Annotated in this window: 15 protein-coding genes; 11 read left to right on the forward strand and 4 right to left on the reverse strand. The window is 69.6% G+C overall.

The genetic code is table 11. The features are described 5' to 3' along the window. Nucleotides 1-59 precede the first annotated feature (59 nt). Nucleotides 60-356, forward strand: coding sequence for a metal-sensitive transcriptional regulator (locus tag B0I29_RS04000; protein ID WP_111647469.1), 297 nt, complete (start codon nucleotides 60-62; stop codon nucleotides 354-356). A gap of 80 nt (nucleotides 357-436) precedes the next feature. Here B0I29_RS04000 and B0I29_RS04005 read toward each other — a convergent pair whose 3' ends face one another. Then, on the reverse strand, nucleotides 437-1,486 hold the full coding sequence (locus tag B0I29_RS04005) for an XdhC family protein (RefSeq protein WP_111647470.1): 1,050 nt from the start codon (nucleotides 1,484-1,486) through the stop codon (nucleotides 437-439). A gap of 125 nt (nucleotides 1,487-1,611) precedes the next feature. Here B0I29_RS04005 and B0I29_RS04010 point away from each other — a divergent pair, with 125 nt between their 5' ends. From B0I29_RS04010 to B0I29_RS04045, 8 genes are read left to right on the forward strand one after another with little or no spacing between them, the layout of a single operon-like run. Further along, the gene (locus tag B0I29_RS04010) at nucleotides 1,612-2,481 is read left to right on the forward strand and encodes an FAD binding domain-containing protein (RefSeq protein WP_245972216.1); all 870 of its coding nucleotides are present in this window, start codon (nucleotides 1,612-1,614) and stop codon (nucleotides 2,479-2,481) included. Between the two features lie 2 nt (nucleotides 2,482-2,483). Then, nucleotides 2,484-2,981 (forward strand): (2Fe-2S)-binding protein, encoded by a 498-nt coding sequence (locus B0I29_RS04015; protein ID WP_111647472.1) that lies wholly within the window; start codon nucleotides 2,484-2,486, stop codon nucleotides 2,979-2,981. Then, nucleotides 2,978-5,380 carry an aerobic carbon-monoxide dehydrogenase large subunit gene (locus B0I29_RS04020; protein ID WP_111647473.1) on the forward strand — a complete coding sequence of 801 codons (2,403 nt, stop codon included), beginning with the start codon at nucleotides 2,978-2,980 and terminating at the stop codon, nucleotides 5,378-5,380. The genes B0I29_RS04015 and B0I29_RS04020 overlap by 4 nt, the downstream gene beginning before the upstream one ends. Nucleotides 5,381-5,436: 56 nt before the next feature. After that, nucleotides 5,437-6,408: an XdhC family protein gene (locus B0I29_RS04025; protein ID WP_111647474.1), complete on the forward strand. Its 972-nt coding sequence runs from the start codon at nucleotides 5,437-5,439 to the stop codon at nucleotides 6,406-6,408. Beyond that, nucleotides 6,405-6,983, forward strand: coding sequence for a nucleotidyltransferase family protein (locus tag B0I29_RS04030; protein WP_111647475.1), 579 nt, complete (start codon nucleotides 6,405-6,407; stop codon nucleotides 6,981-6,983). Before B0I29_RS04025 ends, B0I29_RS04030 begins: the two co-directional genes overlap by 4 nt. Continuing rightward, nucleotides 6,970-7,833, forward strand: coding sequence for an AAA family ATPase (locus B0I29_RS04035; RefSeq protein ID WP_111647476.1), 864 nt, complete (start codon nucleotides 6,970-6,972; stop codon nucleotides 7,831-7,833). The genes B0I29_RS04030 and B0I29_RS04035 overlap by 14 nt, the downstream gene beginning before the upstream one ends. After that, nucleotides 7,830-8,861: an SRPBCC family protein gene (locus B0I29_RS04040; protein WP_111647477.1), complete on the forward strand. Its 1,032-nt coding sequence runs from the start codon at nucleotides 7,830-7,832 to the stop codon at nucleotides 8,859-8,861. Before B0I29_RS04035 ends, B0I29_RS04040 begins: the two co-directional genes overlap by 4 nt. A 5-nt stretch (nucleotides 8,862-8,866) precedes the next feature. Next, nucleotides 8,867-10,066: a vWA domain-containing protein gene (locus B0I29_RS04045; RefSeq protein WP_111647478.1), complete on the forward strand. Its 1,200-nt coding sequence runs from the start codon at nucleotides 8,867-8,869 to the stop codon at nucleotides 10,064-10,066. Here B0I29_RS04045 and B0I29_RS04050 read toward each other — a convergent pair. Continuing rightward, the gene (locus B0I29_RS04050) at nucleotides 10,050-11,006 is read right to left on the reverse strand and encodes a LysR family transcriptional regulator (protein WP_111647479.1); all 957 of its coding nucleotides are present in this window, start codon (nucleotides 11,004-11,006) and stop codon (nucleotides 10,050-10,052) included. The two genes, B0I29_RS04045 and B0I29_RS04050, sit on opposite strands and share 17 nt — an antisense overlap. 165 nt (nucleotides 11,007-11,171) lie before the next feature. Here B0I29_RS04050 and B0I29_RS04055 point away from each other — a divergent pair, with 165 nt between their 5' ends. After that, entirely contained in the window at nucleotides 11,172-11,933 is a 762-nt protein-coding gene (locus tag B0I29_RS04055; RefSeq protein WP_111647480.1) for an alpha/beta fold hydrolase, read from the forward strand. A 701-nt stretch (nucleotides 11,934-12,634) separates the two neighbouring features. Here B0I29_RS04055 and B0I29_RS04060 read toward each other — a convergent pair. Together B0I29_RS04060 and B0I29_RS04065 are read right to left on the reverse strand one after the other, a co-directional pair. After that, nucleotides 12,635-14,146, reverse strand: a complete 1,512-nt coding sequence (locus B0I29_RS04060; RefSeq protein WP_245972217.1) for a tannase/feruloyl esterase family alpha/beta hydrolase — start codon at nucleotides 14,144-14,146, stop codon at nucleotides 12,635-12,637. Nucleotides 14,147-14,349: 203 nt separating this feature from the next. Then, a complete protein-coding gene (locus tag B0I29_RS04065; RefSeq protein ID WP_111647482.1) occupies nucleotides 14,350-15,357 on the reverse strand; it encodes an MFS transporter in 1,008 nt (335 codons plus the stop codon). Nucleotides 15,358-15,614: 257 nt separating this feature from the next. Between B0I29_RS04065 and B0I29_RS04070 the strand changes: the two genes are divergently transcribed. Beyond that, nucleotides 15,615-16,313 carry a GntR family transcriptional regulator gene (locus B0I29_RS04070; protein WP_111647989.1) on the forward strand — a complete coding sequence of 233 codons (699 nt, stop codon included), beginning with the start codon at nucleotides 15,615-15,617 and terminating at the stop codon, nucleotides 16,311-16,313. The last annotated feature ends 5 nt before the right edge of the window (nucleotides 16,314-16,318 follow it).

The following is a 16,318-nucleotide window of genomic DNA, read 5'->3' on the forward strand; positions in this document are numbered from 1 at the left end:
CCCGGTAGGGGTATCGCAAGGACGCGCCGGATACCCCTGGGGGGTTGTAACATGAAGGCATGACCAACCCCGCTCCGACGCGCGGCTACACGGCCACCAAGGACAACCTGCAATCCCGGCTGCGCCGTATCGAGGGGCAGGTCCGCGGCATCGATCGGATGGTCGAGGACGATCGCTACTGCATCGACATCCTCACCCAGATCTCCGCGATCCAGGCAGCGCTGGACAAGGTCGCGCTGGGCCTGCTCGACGGCCACGCCCGCCACTGCATGCACGAGGGCGCCCAGGAGGGCCGCGCCGACGAGATGGCATCGGAGCTGATGGCAGCAGTCGGCCGCCTGATGAAGCGAGGCTGAGTCGAGCGGCTGAGTCGAGCGGCTGATCAGTCCGGCCACCCCGTTTGACCAGCGGGGTCAGCAGTGGGAACCAGCCGGATTCACACGCCGTGGATCGGGGCGGTCATGTCTGTCAAGGGGGCGCCTGAGCCACCCCAGGACAGCGCCACGATCTCCGCGGCGATCGCCACGGCCGTCTCCTCGGGTGTGCGGGCGCCCAGGTCCAGGCCGATCGGGGCGCGCAGCCGGGACAGCGCCGCCTCGGACACCCCGGCCTCGCGCAGGCGCTGCATCCGGTCTTCGCAGGTCCGGCGGCTGCCCATCGCCCCGATGTACCGGGCGGGGGTATGCAGCGCGACCTCCAGCAGCGGGATGTCGAACTTCGGGTCGTGGGTGAGTACGCACAGCACGGTGCGCTCGTCCACCTCGGTGGCCTCCAGGTACCGGTGCGGCCACTCGACGACGATCTCGTCCGCGTCGGGGAAGCGGGCCGGGGTGGCGAACACGCTGCGGGCGTCGCAGACCGTGACCTGGTAACCGAGGAATTTGCCGATCCGCGCCACGGCCGCCGCGAAGTCGATCGCACCGAAAACGATCATGCGGGCCGGTGCGGCGTAGGACTGGACGAAGACCTCGCGCTCGCAGGCCTGCACGATCGCCGACCGCCCGTGTGCGAGCAGCCCCGCGGCCTGCTGGGCGGCCTGCCGGTCGAGCTCGGCGTCACCGAGGGTTCCGGCGGTGGACGAAGGCCAGACCACCAGCTGGGCGTCGGGCATCGAGACCGTCGCCACCGGCCGGCCGGAGGAAACATCAGCCAGCACATCGTCGAGGAAGGCCAGCGCCGCCGACGGCTGGATCATGATCTCGATCGTCCCGCCGCAGGTCAGGCCGACCTCGAGCGCGTCGCCGTCGCTCACCCCGTACGTATGTGTCTGCGCTTTTTCGCTTTCCAGCACATCCTGTGCGGCAGCGTAAACGGCGCCCTCGACACATCCACCCGAAACGCTGCCGATGACCTCGCCGTCGGCGTTCACCGCCATCGCCGCACCCGGCTGGCGCGGTGCCGAACGCCAGGTGTTGACCACCGTGGCCAGGGCGAACGCCTTACCGGCAGCACGCCAGGCGATCAGGCCGTCAACGATGTCACGCATTCCCGCACGATCCGCGATCTTCACGGGAGAGTCAAACGGAAGTTAAGTGAAGGCTTAGGTCGCTGTTGACATTGGACACCCGCCGCGCGAGGGTTCCCGCGATTAGCGGGAGGTGCAGGGTGCAGGTGCCGGCTCCGTTCGAATACGAACGTGCCACGAGCGTTGACCAAGCCATTGGATTGCTGGAGCGTCTCGGTAGCTCAGCGAGGCTGGTGGCCGGCGGCCACAGCCTGCTGCCGATGATGAAGCTCCGGCTGGCGAACTTCGAATATCTGATCGACATCAACGATCTGCACGGCGAGCTGGGCTACATCAGGCTCGGTGCGGACGAGGTACGGATCGGGGCGATGACCCGGCACCGCGAGCTGCTGGAGTCGGACGCCCTGGCGCAGGTGTTCCCGGTCTTCCGGGACGCCGAGAAGGTGATCGCCGACCCGATCGTGCGCAACCGGGGCACGCTGGGCGGCTCGCTCTGCCAGGCGGACCCGTCGGAGGACCTGTCGGCGGTGTGCACGACGCTCGACGCGAGCTGCGTCATCCGCGGGGCCAACGGCGAGCGTGTGGTGAGCATGGAGGAGTTCCACGTCGGGCCGTACGAGACAGCGGTCGCCGACAACGAGATCCTCACCGAGATTCGCATTCCGGTTAAATCCGGAAAATCAGGCAGTGCCTACGCCAAGGTCGAGCGCCGTGCCGGTGACTGGGCCGTCGTGAGCGCCGGCGCCGCCATCTGGCTGGACGATAAAGGCCACATCCACGACGCCCGCGTCGGGCTCGCCGCCGTCGGCCCGAACACCACAGGCATCCCGGAGATCTCGGCGGCCCTGCGCGGCCACGAGCCCGACGAGAGCCTGTTCGAGCTGGCCGGCGCGATCGCGGCCCGCAGCTGCGACCCGTCGACGGACACCCGCGGCAGCGCCGAATACAAGCGCCACCTGGCGGACGAACTGACGCGGCGCACCCTGCGCAAGGCTGTCGAGCGGGCGAGGAGCTGAGCATGCAGGTCACCGTGACGGTGAACGGTGTCGAGTACACCAAGGAGATCGAAGGCCGGCTGCTGCTCGTGCACTTCCTGCGCGACACGCTCGGTCTCACCGGCACCCACTGGGGCTGCGACACCAGCAACTGCGGCACCTGCGTCGTGTGGATGGACGGCGAGCCCGTCAAATCCTGCACGGTGCTGGCCGCGATGGCCGGTGGGCGCGAAGTGCGTACCGTCGAAGGTCTTGCCAACGGCGCCGAGCTGGACCCGATCCAGGAGGGCTTCCGGCAGTGCCACGGCCTGCAGTGCGGTTTCTGCACGCCGGGCATGCTGATGACCTGCCGGCACCTGCTCGACAAGAACCCCGACCCGACCGAGGGCGAGATCCGCGAGGCCATCTCCGGCCAGATCTGCCGGTGCACGGGTTACTCCTCGATCGTCCGTTCGGTCCGTTGGGCAGCAGTGCACGAGGCTGAGGCCGCTGAGACCAAGGAAGAGGCGGTGGCCCAGTGACGACGGTCCAGGAACCCTCGCAGGTCAAGCTCACCGAGTTCGAGGACAACGACCAGAAGCCCGTCGGCTTCGGCCGGATGCTCCGCAAGGAAGACGCCCGTCTGCTGCGAGGCCGCGGCCGGTTCGTCGACGACGTGCAGCTGCCCGGCATGCTGCACCTGGCGATCCTGCGCTCGCCGTTCGCCCACGCGAACATCGTCAGCATCGACACCAGCGCGGCCGAGGCGTCGCCCGGCGTCAAGGCCGTGGTGACCGGTGAGACGCTCAAGGGGCTGGGCCTGGCCTGGATGCCGACCCTCTCCAACGACGTGCAGGCCGTGCTCGCCACCGACAAGGTGCGGTTCCAGGGCCAGGAGGTGGCGTTCGTCGTCGCCGAGGACCGGTACCAGGCCCGCGACGCGCTCGAACTGATCGACGTCGAGTACGACGTCCTCGACCCGGTGATCGACGTCCGCAGGGCCCTGGAACCGGACGCCCCGATCATCCGGACCGACCTCGAGGGCAAGAACGACAATCACGTCTTCGACTGGGAGACCGGCGACGAGGAGGAGACGAACCGCGTCTTCGCCGAGGCGGACGTGATCGTCAAGGAGGACATCGTCTACCCGCGGGTCCACCCGGCCCCGATGGAGACATGCGGCTCGGTCGCCGACTTCGACCCGGTCGAGGGCAAGCTGCGGCTCTGGTCGACCACCCAGGCCCCGCACGCGCACCGGACCCTGTACGCGATCGTGGCCGGAATCCCGGAACACAAGATCCAGGTGATCGCGCCGGACATCGGCGGCGGCTTCGGCAACAAGGTGCCGATCTACCCCGGCTACGTGCACTCGATCGTCGGCTCCATCGTCACCGGCAAGCCGGTGAAGTGGATGGAGGACCGCTCGGAGAACCTGATCAGCACCGGTTTCGCCCGGGACTACATCATGCGGGCCGAGATCGCGGCCACCCGTGAGGGCAAGATCCTCGCCATCCGGACCAACGTGCTCGCCGACCACGGCGCGTTCAACGGCACGGCCGCCCCGGTGAAGTACCCGGCTGGTTTCTTCGGCGTCTTCACCGGCAGCTACGACCTGCAGGCCGCGCACTGCAAGATGACGGCGGTCTACACGAACAAGGCGCCCGGCGGGGTCGCGTACGCCTGCTCGTTCCGCATCACCGAGGCCGTCTACCTGGTCGAGCGGATCGTCGACGTGCTGGCGTACGAGCTGCAGATGGACCCGGCCGAGCTGCGGCTGAAGAACTTCATCCAGAAGGACCAGTTCCCGTACACGACCAAGACCGGCTGGGTCTACGACTCGGGCGACTACGAGCCGACGATGCGCCTGGCCATGGAGATGGCCGGGTACGACGAGCTGCGCAAGGAGCAGGCCGAGAAGCGTGCCCGCGGCGAGCTGATGGGCATCGGCATCTCGTTCTTCACCGAGGCGGTCGGCGCCGGCCCGCGCAAGGACATGGACATTCTCGGTCTCGGCATGGCCGACGGCTGTGAGCTGCGGGTCCACCCGACCGGCAAGGCCGTCGTCCGGCTCTCGGTGAAGACCCAGGGCCAGGGCCACGAGACCACGTTCGCGCAGATCATCGCCGAGGAGCTGGGCATCCCGCCGGCCGACATCGACGTGGTGCACGGCGACACCGACAACACCCCGTTCGGCCTCGGCACCTACGGCAGCCGGTCCACCCCGGTCTCCGGCGCGGCGGCGGCTCTGGTGGCCCGCAAGGTCCGGGACAAGGCGAAGCTGATCGCCTCCGCGATGCTGGAGGTGTCGGTCGCCGACATCGACTGGGTCAAGGGATCGTTCTCGGTCAAGGGCGACCCGGGCAAGTCGGTCACCATCCAGGACATCGCGATGCGGGCACACGGCGCGGGCGACCTGCCGGACGGGATGGAGGGCGGGCTCGAAGCGCAGATCTGCTACAACCCGTCGAACCTGACGTACCCGCACGGGGCGTACATCTGCGTCGTCGACGTGGACCCGGGCACCGCCGAGGTCAAGGTCCGCCGCTTCATCGCGGTCGACGACTGCGGCACCCGGATCAACCCGATGATCATCGAGGGCCAGGTGCACGGCGGTCTCACCGACGGCGTCGGCATGGCGCTCATGGAGATGATCTCCTTCGACGAGGACGGCAACTGCCTCGGCGCCTCGCTGATGGACTACCTCATCCCGACCGCTCTCGAGGTGCCCGACTGGGAGACCGGCTACACGGTCACCCCGTCGCCGCACCACCCGATCGGCGCGAAGGGCGTGGGGGAGTCGGCCACGGTCGGCTCGCCTCCGGCGATCGTCAACGCGGTCGTCGACGCGCTCAAGCCGTACGGAATCCGGCACGCCGACATGCCGCTCACCCCGTCCCGGGTCTGGGACGCGATGCGCGGCCAGGCCACTCCGCCGATTTAAAACCCGTGGTGGGTCGCGCTCCGGCGCGACCCTTCCGCACATTGAGGGGTACGGAAATGACGACGACCACCGCCGAGCGAGCACGCGAGCTGACCGAGGCACGCCGGCCTTTCGTGCACGCGACAGTGGTCCGTGCCCAGGAGCCGACCTCGGCCCGGGCCGGCGACGACGCGGTGATCCTGGCCGACGGGTCCATCGAGGGCTTCGTCGGCGGGGTCTGCGCCGAGACGTCGGTGCGTGCCGCGGCCATGGAGTCGCTGCGGGACGGCAACACCGTGCTGCTGCGGGTCCTGCCGGAGGACGAGGCCGGCTTCCCGGAGACGCCCGGCGCGCTGGTCGTCGTCAACCCCTGCCACTCCGGCGGGGCGATCGAGATCTTTCTGCGGCCGGTTCTGCCGAAACCACTGGTCGCCGTCGCCGGCACCACCCCGATCGGTGCGGCCGTCACCGAACTCGCCACGTTCCTCGACTTCGATATATCGCCGTCCGGCGCCTATGCTGGCGTGACTGCGGCTGTCGTGGCCGGTCTCGGCCGCGACGAGGAACGCGCCATCCGCGGTGCTTTGGACGCCGGTGTCGGCCTGATCGCGCTGGTCGCCAGCCACAAGCGGGCGGCCGTGGTGCTCGACGCCATGGAGCTGAGCGAGGACGAGCGGGAGCGGATCCGCCCGCACGCCGGGCTCGACATCGGTGCCCGCACCCCCAAGGAGATCGCGCTCGCGATCATGGGGGAGATCGTCCGGGAGCTGCGCGTCGGCGGCCTCGCCACCTCGTCGAGGACGACCAGCGGCCACCCGGCGATGCACGGCGAGTCCGCCGCGCTGGCCAAGGCCGAACCCGAATTCGTGGCCGGCCCGACACTGCCCGTCGGGCCGATCACCCTCGAAACGCCCGCCGCCACCGCGATCGACCCCATCTGCGGCATGACCGTGGTGATCGGTCCGGACACGCCGCACGGCGTCGTGGACGGCGAGGACTACTGGTTCTGCTGCCCCGGCTGTCGGAAAAAGTTCACCGCGGCGCGATGACGGTCACCGGGCTGGTACTGGCCGCCGGCGGCTCACGGCGGCTCGGCGAGCCCAAGCAGCTGCTGCCGTTCCGCGGCCGGACTCTGCTCGACGCCACCCTCGACATGGCCCGCACCTGCGGCTTCGACGACATTCTGGTCACCCTTGGCGGTTCGGCGGCGGCCATCCGGTCCCAGACCGACCTTTCCGGGGTACGCGTGATCGAGAACCCTGACTTCGCCACCGGCTGTGGTTCCTCGATCAGCTCGGCCGTCCCGTTCCTGACCGAAACCGATCGCCTCGTCCTGCTCCTCGGCGACCAGCCCGGCATCCAGCCCGCCGACGTGCGCCGCCTGGCCGCGGCACCGACCCCGCTCGGCGTCTGCCGTTACACCGACGGGCTCGGGCATCCGTTCCTGTTCCACCGCCAGGTCTTCGGCGAGCTGGCGGACCTGCACGGCGACAAGGCGGTCTGGAAACTGCTGCACTCCGGGCGCTACCAGGTGACCGAAGTGGACGCCGAGGGTACGGTGCCGATCGATGTGGATACCCGGGAAGACTACGAGCGGCTGCTGAGGTCCAGTGAACAATCCTGAAGAGGTCGCCGAGCGGTTGGACGCCGTGAACTACCTGGTCGACGACGGCCTTGCCATGGCGATCTTCCTGTCCATCCGGCTCGGCAAACCGCTGCTGCTCGAAGGCGAGCCCGGCGTCGGCAAGACCGCCGCCGCGAAGGCCCTCGCCCAGGCCCTGGACACCCCGTTCATCCGCCTGCAGTGTTACGAGGGCCTGACCGCCGGCGAAGCGCTCTACGAGTGGAACTACCAGCGTCAGCTGCTGCACATCCGGCTCGCCGAGGCACAGGGCGCCACGCTGGCCGACGCCGACCTGTTCACCGCTGACTTCCTCCAGGAACGGCCGATCCTGCGCGCGGTACGCCACGCCGGGCCTACCCCGCCGGTGCTGCTGATCGACGAGATCGACCGGGCCGACGACGAGTTCGAGGCGCTGCTCTTCGAGTTCCTCGGCGAGGCCGCGATCACCATCCCGGAACTGGGCACCTTCGCCGCGACCCGGCCGCCGATCGTGGTGCTCACCTCGAACCGCAGCCGCGACCTGCACGACGCGCTGCGCCGCCGCTGCCTGTACCACTGGATCGAGTTCCCGGCCGCCGAACGTGCCGCCGCCATCGTGCGCCGCTCGGTACCCGGCGCGTCGGCGCCGCTGATCCGCAACGCCACCGAGTTCATCGGCAAGGTCCGCCGGCTCGACCTGGACAAGGCGCCCGGCCTCGCCGAAACCATCGACTGGGTGTCCGCCCTGGCCGCGCTCGGCGTCACCGAGCTCGCCGACGCGGACGTCCTGCGAACCATCGGCACCATCGCCAAGACCCCCGACGACCGTGACCTGGTCGCCGGAGCCGTTCACCAGGAGACCCGCTCATGAAGCTGAACAACGAGTTCGTCGTGCACACCCCGATCGACCGGGCCTGGCAGGTGCTCACCGACCTGGAGGGCATCGCGCCGTGCATGCCCGGCGCCCAGCTCACCGGCGTCGACGGCGAGGTCTACAAGGGCCGGGTGAAGGTCAAGGTCGGCCCGGTGATCTCGGACTTCGCGGGTACGGCGCAGTTCACCTCCAAGGACGACGCCACCTATCGCGCGGTGATCGACGCGAAGGGCCGCGACGCGCGCTCGGCCGGCAACGCGGCGGCCGTGGTGACCGCCTGGCTCACCCCGGCCGGCGACGACAGCACCCAGGTCAACGTCGAGACCGACCTGAAGATCAGCGGAAAGCTGGCCCAGTTCGGCAGCGGCATGATCAAAGAGGTGTCCGGCAAGCTGCTGACCCAGTTCGTCACGAACCTGGAGAAGAAGCTCGCCAACGACGCAGCCTCGGCCGCGGCTGCCGCCCCGGCAGAGACCGGGACTGCGCCCGCTGTGGAATCCGCTGAGGCCGCGCCCACGGTGACCGAGCCCGTCGCGGAGCGTGGCGCCTCCACTGCTGCTGTCGAGACTGCGCCGGCCACGGCCGTGGCGCTCGGTGCGGTGGCCCCCGGCATCCCCGACCTCGACACGTCCGGGGCGCCGGCCGTCGCGCCCGACCCCTCGGCCGGGACCGTCGCCGAATCCGCCGGGCGTACCGAGATCGGTGCCGGAACCCCCGAGCAGGTCGCCCCGCTCAACGTCCCGCCCGCCGAGCTGATCAACGCGGCCGAGTCACCGGCCGCCGAGGAGGCCCGGACGGAGACCCCGGCGGCCGCGTCCACGACGACCCCGGCCGATGCCCCGGCCGATGCTGTGGCCGCACCGGTCGCGGCGGCGAGCACCGAGCGGAAGATCGAGTCCGAGGAGCCGGAGGCGCTCGACCTGCTGGAGGTCGCCGGGAACTCGATCTACAAGCGGGCCATCCCGGTCGTCATCGGCGTGGCCGTGGTCGCCGCCGTGATCGTCTGGGCCGTCGCCCGCCCCTGATCCCGTTGTCCGCCGCTGACTCCCCGGTGCTGCTGCGCGGCGCCGACCGGGCCGCGTTCGCCGTCGCGTTCGTGGCCCGGCTGCGCCGTGCCGGGCTGACGTGCGGCATCACCGAGACCGACGACCTGGTCCGGGCCCTTGCCGCCAGTCCGCCGACGGCCCGGCACACGCTGTACTGGACCGCCCGGGTGGCCCTGGTCCGCCGGCACGACGACCTCGCCGTGTTCGACGAGGTCTTCGCGGCCGTGTTCGACGACGTCGTGTCGCTGCCGCTGAACCGGACGGCCGGGCAGCCGAACCGGCACGACGACGGTGTGCACGTCACGGTTCCGGCCGGTGGCGACGGCACCGCCGCCGGTGAAGGGCTGCCGTGGGCGACGCTGCCGCCGGCCGTGTCCGCCGACGACAGCGGGGACGACTCCGGCCTGCTCGTGCCCGAACTGCGGCCCAGCGCTCTGGCCGGGCTCGCCGAACGGCCCTTCGAGGAACTCGACGAGAGCCAGATCCGGGCGCTCGGCGACGACCTGCGCGCCGCGTTGAAGCGCTGGCCGCAGCGGCGCACCCGCAAGCACGCCGTGCACCGGGCCGGCCGCCGGGTGGCGTTGCGGCCGACCATCGCCCGCGCCCGGCGTACCGGCTGGGAGGCGATCACGGTGGTCCGCCAGCGGCAGGTACGCGAACCCCGGCGGGTCGTGCTGATCTGCGACGTCAGCGAGTCGATGCGCGCGCAGGCCGCCGCTTACCTGCAGATGATGCGGGCGTTCGCGCTGGTCGCCGACGCCGAGGTGTTCGCGTTCGCCACCACGCTGACCCGGCTCACCCCGGTGCTGCGGCACGCCTCGGCGGCCGACGCGGTCGATCAGGCGAGCGCGGCGGTCACCGACCGGTTCGGCGGTACGCGCATCGCCTCGAACCTGCGGGCGGTGCTCGACTCGCACCACGGCAACGCCCTGCGCGGCGGCATCGTGATCATCGCGTCGGACGGGTGGGACAGCGATCCGCCGGAGATGATGGCGGCGGTGATGGCACGGATGCGCCGTCGTGCGTACAGAATGATCTGGCTCAATCCTCGCGCCGGCGCGCCTGGCTTCACCCCGCGCGTGGCGGCCATGGCCGCCGCGCTGCCGTTCTGCGACCGGCTGATGCCGGCCGCGACCTTCGCCGATCTGACCGGTGCCCTCGCGGAGGTCAGCTCCAGAGCGTGACGTGCACCGACGGGCGGAACCGGGTCTTGTTGATGCCGGTGCCGCGCATCATCGCCTGGATCGCCCGCGGCGTGGAAGCGAACCGTGCCAGCTCACCGGCGGCCGACGGCGTGCCCGGCTCGGCCAGGGTGATCGAGTGCCAGACCTCTTCGAGGCTCGCGTGCGATCCGCAGAAGCTCACCAGGTGTCCCTTGCGGACCTCCGGCGCGACAGTGAACGACAGCGCCGCCGCGACGCCCCGGCCTCGTTTCGCCTCCTCCAGCGCGGCCGCGTGGCTCTGGAAGATCTGCTGCCGGTCGTCGGGGATGCCGAGCCGGCGCACCAGCGTGCGGATCGCGCCGCTGTCGGCCACCGCGGACGGGCCCAGCAGCCAGGTCTGCTCGCGCAGCTGGCGCAGCGTGGGCTGGGTGCCGGCCAGGGGATGATCCGGTGAGGCGACCGTGACGACCCGGTAATACATCACCGGGCGGCACACCACCGCCGGATCCACTGCCGCCGGCGGCGGACCGAGCGCGATGTCGATGGTCCGCTCCACCAGCGCCTCGACGAACGAGCCCGGGTTGCGGACGCTGAGCTCCAGGTCGAGGTCGGCGGCACGGTTCGCGAACAGCTCGATCAGGCCCGGCGCGGCGTGCTCGGCGAACAGGCTCGACGCGCCCACCCGCAGCAGGCGGCGACCCTGGCCGGCCGAGCTCACCTCCAGGACCGTGATGTCCTGCAGGCCGAGCATCTCGGTGGCCCGGCTGGCCAGCCGCAGACCGCCCGGAGTGAAGGTGAGGCCGCCGGCGGCCCGGGAGAACAGCTGATCACCGAGCTCCTTGCGCAACTGACCTATGTGCAGGGACACGGCTGACTCGGAGACGTCCAACTGGGCCGCGGCCAGCTTGACCGAGCCGAAGCGGACCACGGCGGAATAAGCGCGCAACTGTGTGGGGGTCACAGCCCGAAAATCCCCCTATGGAGTAATGGGAAGCTCACTCGCAATCTATCGCGATCACGCCGCGTCGGCTGCACACGTCGCACATGCTGGCGATCTCACCGATGCGTGATCATGGTCGGCGATCGTAGTCTGTGCCCGCATTCGCCGAGAAGGGAACGAGCACACATGCCCAGCTTCCAAGCCACCGACGGTGTCGAGATCTACTACCAGACGTGGGAGGGAAGTTCGTCACAGCCGCCCGTCCTGCTTCACCACGGTTTCATTGCGAACGGCGTGACCAACTGGGTCCTGCCCGGCGTGGTCGACGCCCTGACCACTGCCGGCCGCCGGGTCGTGGCGATCGACGCCCGCGGACACGGCCGCTCCGGGAAACCGCACGACCCGTCGTTCTACGGCGAGGTACGGATGTCCGACGACCTGATCACCCTGATGGACCTGCTCGGCGAGCCCGCGGTCGACCTGGTCGGCTACTCGATGGGCGCGATCGTCTCGCTGATCACGGCGACCCGGGACACCCGGATCCGGCGCCTGGTGATCGGCGGGGTCGGCGCCGCGGTGGTGGAGCTCGGTGGCGTGGACACCCGGGTCATCGGCCCGGAACCGCTGCGTGAGGCCCTCGGCGCCGAGGACCCGGCGACGATCAGCAACCCGGCGGCGGCCGGCTTCCGCGCGTTCATCGACGCGGTCGGCGGCGACCGGGCCGCCCTCGCCGCGCAGGCCGCCCGGATGCACGCCGACCCGATCCCGCTGGACACCATCACCGTGCCGACGCTGCTGGTGGTCGGCCGCGAGGACGTGCTCGCGGCCCGGCCGGAGGCGCTGGCGAAAGCAATCCCGGGCGCCCAGCTGACCGTCATCGACGGCGACCACCTGGGCGCAGTCCGCGAACCCGCCTTCTCCCCAGCCGTCGTCGACTTCCTCTCCTAACCCAGCCATGGGCCGCCCGCCCGCCCGCCTGCCTGCTTCGTTTCGTCCCATCTCGCCCCGCGCGGTCTCGCCCCGCCGCCTGGTCTGGCCCGCTCGGTCTAGCCTCACGCCGCACTCCCCGCCTTGCCCGCCGCGGAGTCGGGGCGGCAGTTGAGATCTTGTGAGTTTGTGGCTGGCATGGCGGCACAAACTCACAAGATGGGGTGCGGTGATGGCGGTACCCCGGGTCGCGACGCCCAGCGAGCTCAACCAACCGAGACGCGGGCGCACGGAAGGGCCGCCCAGCAGTGATGAGGGCTCACGTAGTCGTTGTGTGTGCTCACGTCTCGGCCATGGCGTGGATGAACGCGCACCGAGCGGTTAGGTGCGACCCCATCCACGCTGCGCGGGCCGGACATCGCAGCACCCAAGGACTGACCAGGGGGTGACCTGCGCACCCCAGTAGGGCCCGTCGATGGCTGGCCGATGGCCCGTCGATCTTGAGGAGTTTGCCGCGAACGGTCCGCACCACTCGACAAGATCGAGCTGAGCAACGCGCTGGCGACGTGTTCGTGTGCGTTCACCGCCCCGAGCCTGTCTCTGAGAGGGACTCAGGCCTTGTCGGCGGGCGAAGATGGCGCGAAACAGCGCTGCGCGAAACAGCCTGCGCTGCGCGGGCAGGGTGCGGTGGGATACCGCCGGCCTGCCCGCGGACCCTCTTGTCAGCGGCGCAACGCCGTGCACACCAGCCTGCCGTCGACAACCCGGCACCCCGCCTGATAGCCGTGCGAGTACAAACCCGCACCCAGCCACTTGTAACCCACGCTCGACTCCCGCTGCGGCGTCACCGGTACGAAGTTCGCGGCGTCATCAGTGCTGCCGGTGCCGTCGTACCGGGCCACCTTCGGGTACGGATACACCGGCCGGGAGCGGCTGCCGTTCGTGGCGATCACCGCGCCGGGGGAGGTGCCCTTCTCCACCCAGTTCAGCATCGGAGTGAGGATGTCGAAGCTGTTCGGCCCGAGCCCGGCCGAGCAGTGCGCCAGCCCGGGGAACATGTAGAGCCTGGCAAACCCGGACGGCTTGATGCTGTCGTAGTACTGCAGCGTGGCCTGCGGCGAGATGTGCTGGTCCGACCAGCCGTGCCAGAGCAGCAGCTTCCCGCCGGAGGCACGGAACCGGCGCAGATCCGGGTCGGTGGCGGACAGGTAATCCGAGGTCTGGACCGTTTTCCAGAACGACGCCACGGTGAACTTCAGGTCGCTGAGCTGATAGTCCGGGTCAGCGACATTTCGGTACGCGAGATACCGCAGGAACGACAGCGCGATGTTCTCACTGAACGTCACCTGACCCTGTGCCGCCGGCACGAACAGTGTCCAGTCCAGCTCGGAGCCCCACTCGTGGGAGATCTCCTGTTCGAGGCTGTTGCCGTGCCCGTCGGTCGCGCCGTCGTGCAGCTTGCGGACGACGTCAGCCTGATCAGCGGTGAGACACCTACTCATATCTGCGCAGATCAGCGACGCCGGGTCGAACCGGCAGTTCCGGGGATCGTCGAGGACCCCGTCGACCAGGCCGTCGATCCCGTCGCATCGAGCCATCACCGCCGCGTGGATCAGCGGCAGCTTGTCGGCGAGCAGGATGTACTTCCCGTCGGCGTCCTTGTTGGCGAGCACGTTCCACGCGTGGTGGAAGGTGTTCTGCACGACCAGGTTGTTCGCGGGCGCCCCGGCGATGATCCCGTCGAAGTCGTCCGGGTACCGCTGGGCCTCCATGAGTGCCTCGCGCCCGCCGTCCGAACAGCCGCTGAAGTAGCTGTACACCGGCGCCCGCCCGTAGAACCGCTGGATCACCGCCTTGGCGACCTGCGCCGTGACGTGCACCCCGCGATACGCGAAGTCGATGAGTGCCTGCGGGTTCCCGGCGGCCCACGAGCCGTCGTTCTGCCCCTGGTGGCCCATGTCAGTGGTGGCACTGGCGATGGTGCCGTCCGCGATCGGCGCGCAGGACGCCGCCTGGGTGTAGTTGATCCGCGATGACCCGCACAGCCCGCCGCAGCCGGTCTGCAGGTAACGCCGCGTCCAGCCGTTGACCGGCAGCCGCATGACGATGGTGTTCGCCGGGGCGATGGTTCCCTCGACGGCGCAGTAGGGCGCGGGTGCGCCCTCGCTGCTCACCGTCGCTGACTTCCAGGTGACGCCGGGCAGCGTGATCGAGGTGACGTCGGAGCACGCCATGACCGGTTTGACCGTTTGCGAGGATCGGGGGCTGGCGACAGCCGGAGCCGGCGCCAGCAGAAGCGCGAGAAGGGTGATTGTTAGCAATCTTGCTGAGGACATGCGACATCTCCCTGTTCCACAGTGAGTTGTTGCAGCGATGTGTCGCAAACGATAAGACTCGATGCCTATGTAAACAAGATAGCTAGCAAGATTGTCAACAATTAGTGGGCGGCGACCGGCTCGGCAGTGGGCGCCTCCTCCTCGACCTTGGATCCGCCGGCGAGCCCGGCCAGGAGCGCGAAGATCGTGGCGAGCATCGCCGTGACGGCGAAGGCCGTGAAACCCCAGCCCTGGTTGTTGCTCGCCACCAGCTGGCCGCCCAGCCACGGGCCGAACACCGCGCCGAAGCGCCCGATGCCGGCGGTCGAGCCGACGGCCGTGGCCCGGTTCGCTGTGCTGTACCGGGCGGTCACCGTGGCGTACACCATGGTCTGCGCGCTGAAGAGGAACACACCCGCCAGGAAGACGATCAGGTACGTGACGGCGAGCGGCGTACGCACACCGAGCAGGTACACACCGACCGCCGTGAGAGCGAACCACACCGCCGCGACCCGGACGGCACCGAAGCGGTCGGCGACCCGGCCGGCGACCAGCATGCCGACGATGCCACCCAGGTTGATCACGATGAGGAAGGCGAGCGCCGAGCCGAGGTCGTACCCCTCGGCGCGCATCATGGTCGGCAGCCAGGTGTTGACGCCGTAGACCAGCAGCAGACCGCCGAACGAGGTGCACCAGAACAGCACGGTCTGCTTCCAGCGGCCACCGGCGAACAGCAGCGCCAGCGACGAGCGGGCCGGCGCGGCGGTGGGGACCTCGACGCCGTAGCGCGTCGCGATGGCGGTGGCCTCGTCGGTCCGGCCCCGGGCGATCAGGAAGCTCGGCGACTCCGGAAGGAAGCGCGCCACCAGCGGGACCGCGATGATCATCTTCTTGCGGCCGATCCGATCGGTCAGCGGACCGGAGGCGAGCGCGCCGAGCAGCATGCCGAAGGTCGCGTAACTGCCGAGGCCACCGGCTGCCGCGGGGGTCAGGCCGAGCTCCGGGTCGTCGAGCATGCCGGGCAGCACGGCGCCGTAGATGAACAGGTCGACACCGTCGAAGAGCACGACGAGCCAGCAGATGGCGACGACGAGACCGGCGAGGCGGCCGGCCCGTGGCGTAGTGGACATCGGTGGTTCCTCTCAAGCAGACGAGTGGAAGTGGTGCGCGTCACGGGGATCGTGCTCGTTGTCACCATCATTGTCAACAATCAGTTTCCGATGTCTTGCCAGCTCATGTCGGAGGCTAGATCAGCAATCTGTGATTGTTGACAATGGCGATCGATGTCTCGCGGGCCCTGGGCAGCGGTCGCGGCGGCCGGACGATCGGGCGCGGTAATCTACCGGTCACCGGACTAGCGGGTCGGCACACCAGCGACGGGAAGTACATGTCTGCGGAGAAGAACCTCACCGGGGTGCGACGGCCCCGCCGGACCGACGACGGGAAGGACAAGGCCACCGCCCGCGACGACTTGCGCAAAGCGATCCTGTCGGGTGAGTACATGCCGGGTGAGCGGCTCGTCGAGGCCCAGCTGATCGAGCGCTTCGGCGTGAGCCGGTTCAACATCCGGCTCGCCCTGCAGGACCTCTCCGGCGAGGGCCTCGTCGAGATCCAGCGCAACCGCGGCGCGCAGGTCCGCAAGATCAGCCTCGCCGAGACCATCGAGATCACCCAGGTCCGGATGGTGCTCGAAGGCCTGGTGGCGGCACAGGCCGCGGAACGGGTCACCGACTCCGACGCCAGCGAGCTCGACGAGATCGGGCTGCTGATGCGCCGGGCCGTCGAGTCCGGCGAGTTCCGTCGTTACAGCGACCTCAACGTGCGGCTGCACGCCCTGGTCCGCAAGATCGCCGGGCACGCCACCGCCGACCGGCTGATCGACACGCTGCGCGCGCAGCTGGCCCGGCACCAGTTCATGCTCTCCCTGCTGCCGGGCCGGCCGCTCGCGTCACTGCCGCAGCACGAGCGGATCATCGCGGCCATCCGCGACCGCGATCCGCAGGCCGCCGAGTCGGCGATGCGTGATCACATCGCCAGCGTCATCGAGGTGCTGCGATCCCTCGAAGACCCCGGAATGATGCAATAAGAACC

Origin of the sequence: Actinoplanes lutulentus (assembly GCF_003259845.1) — a bacterium.
GTDB lineage: Bacteria > Actinomycetota > Actinomycetes > Mycobacteriales > Micromonosporaceae > Actinoplanes > Actinoplanes lutulentus.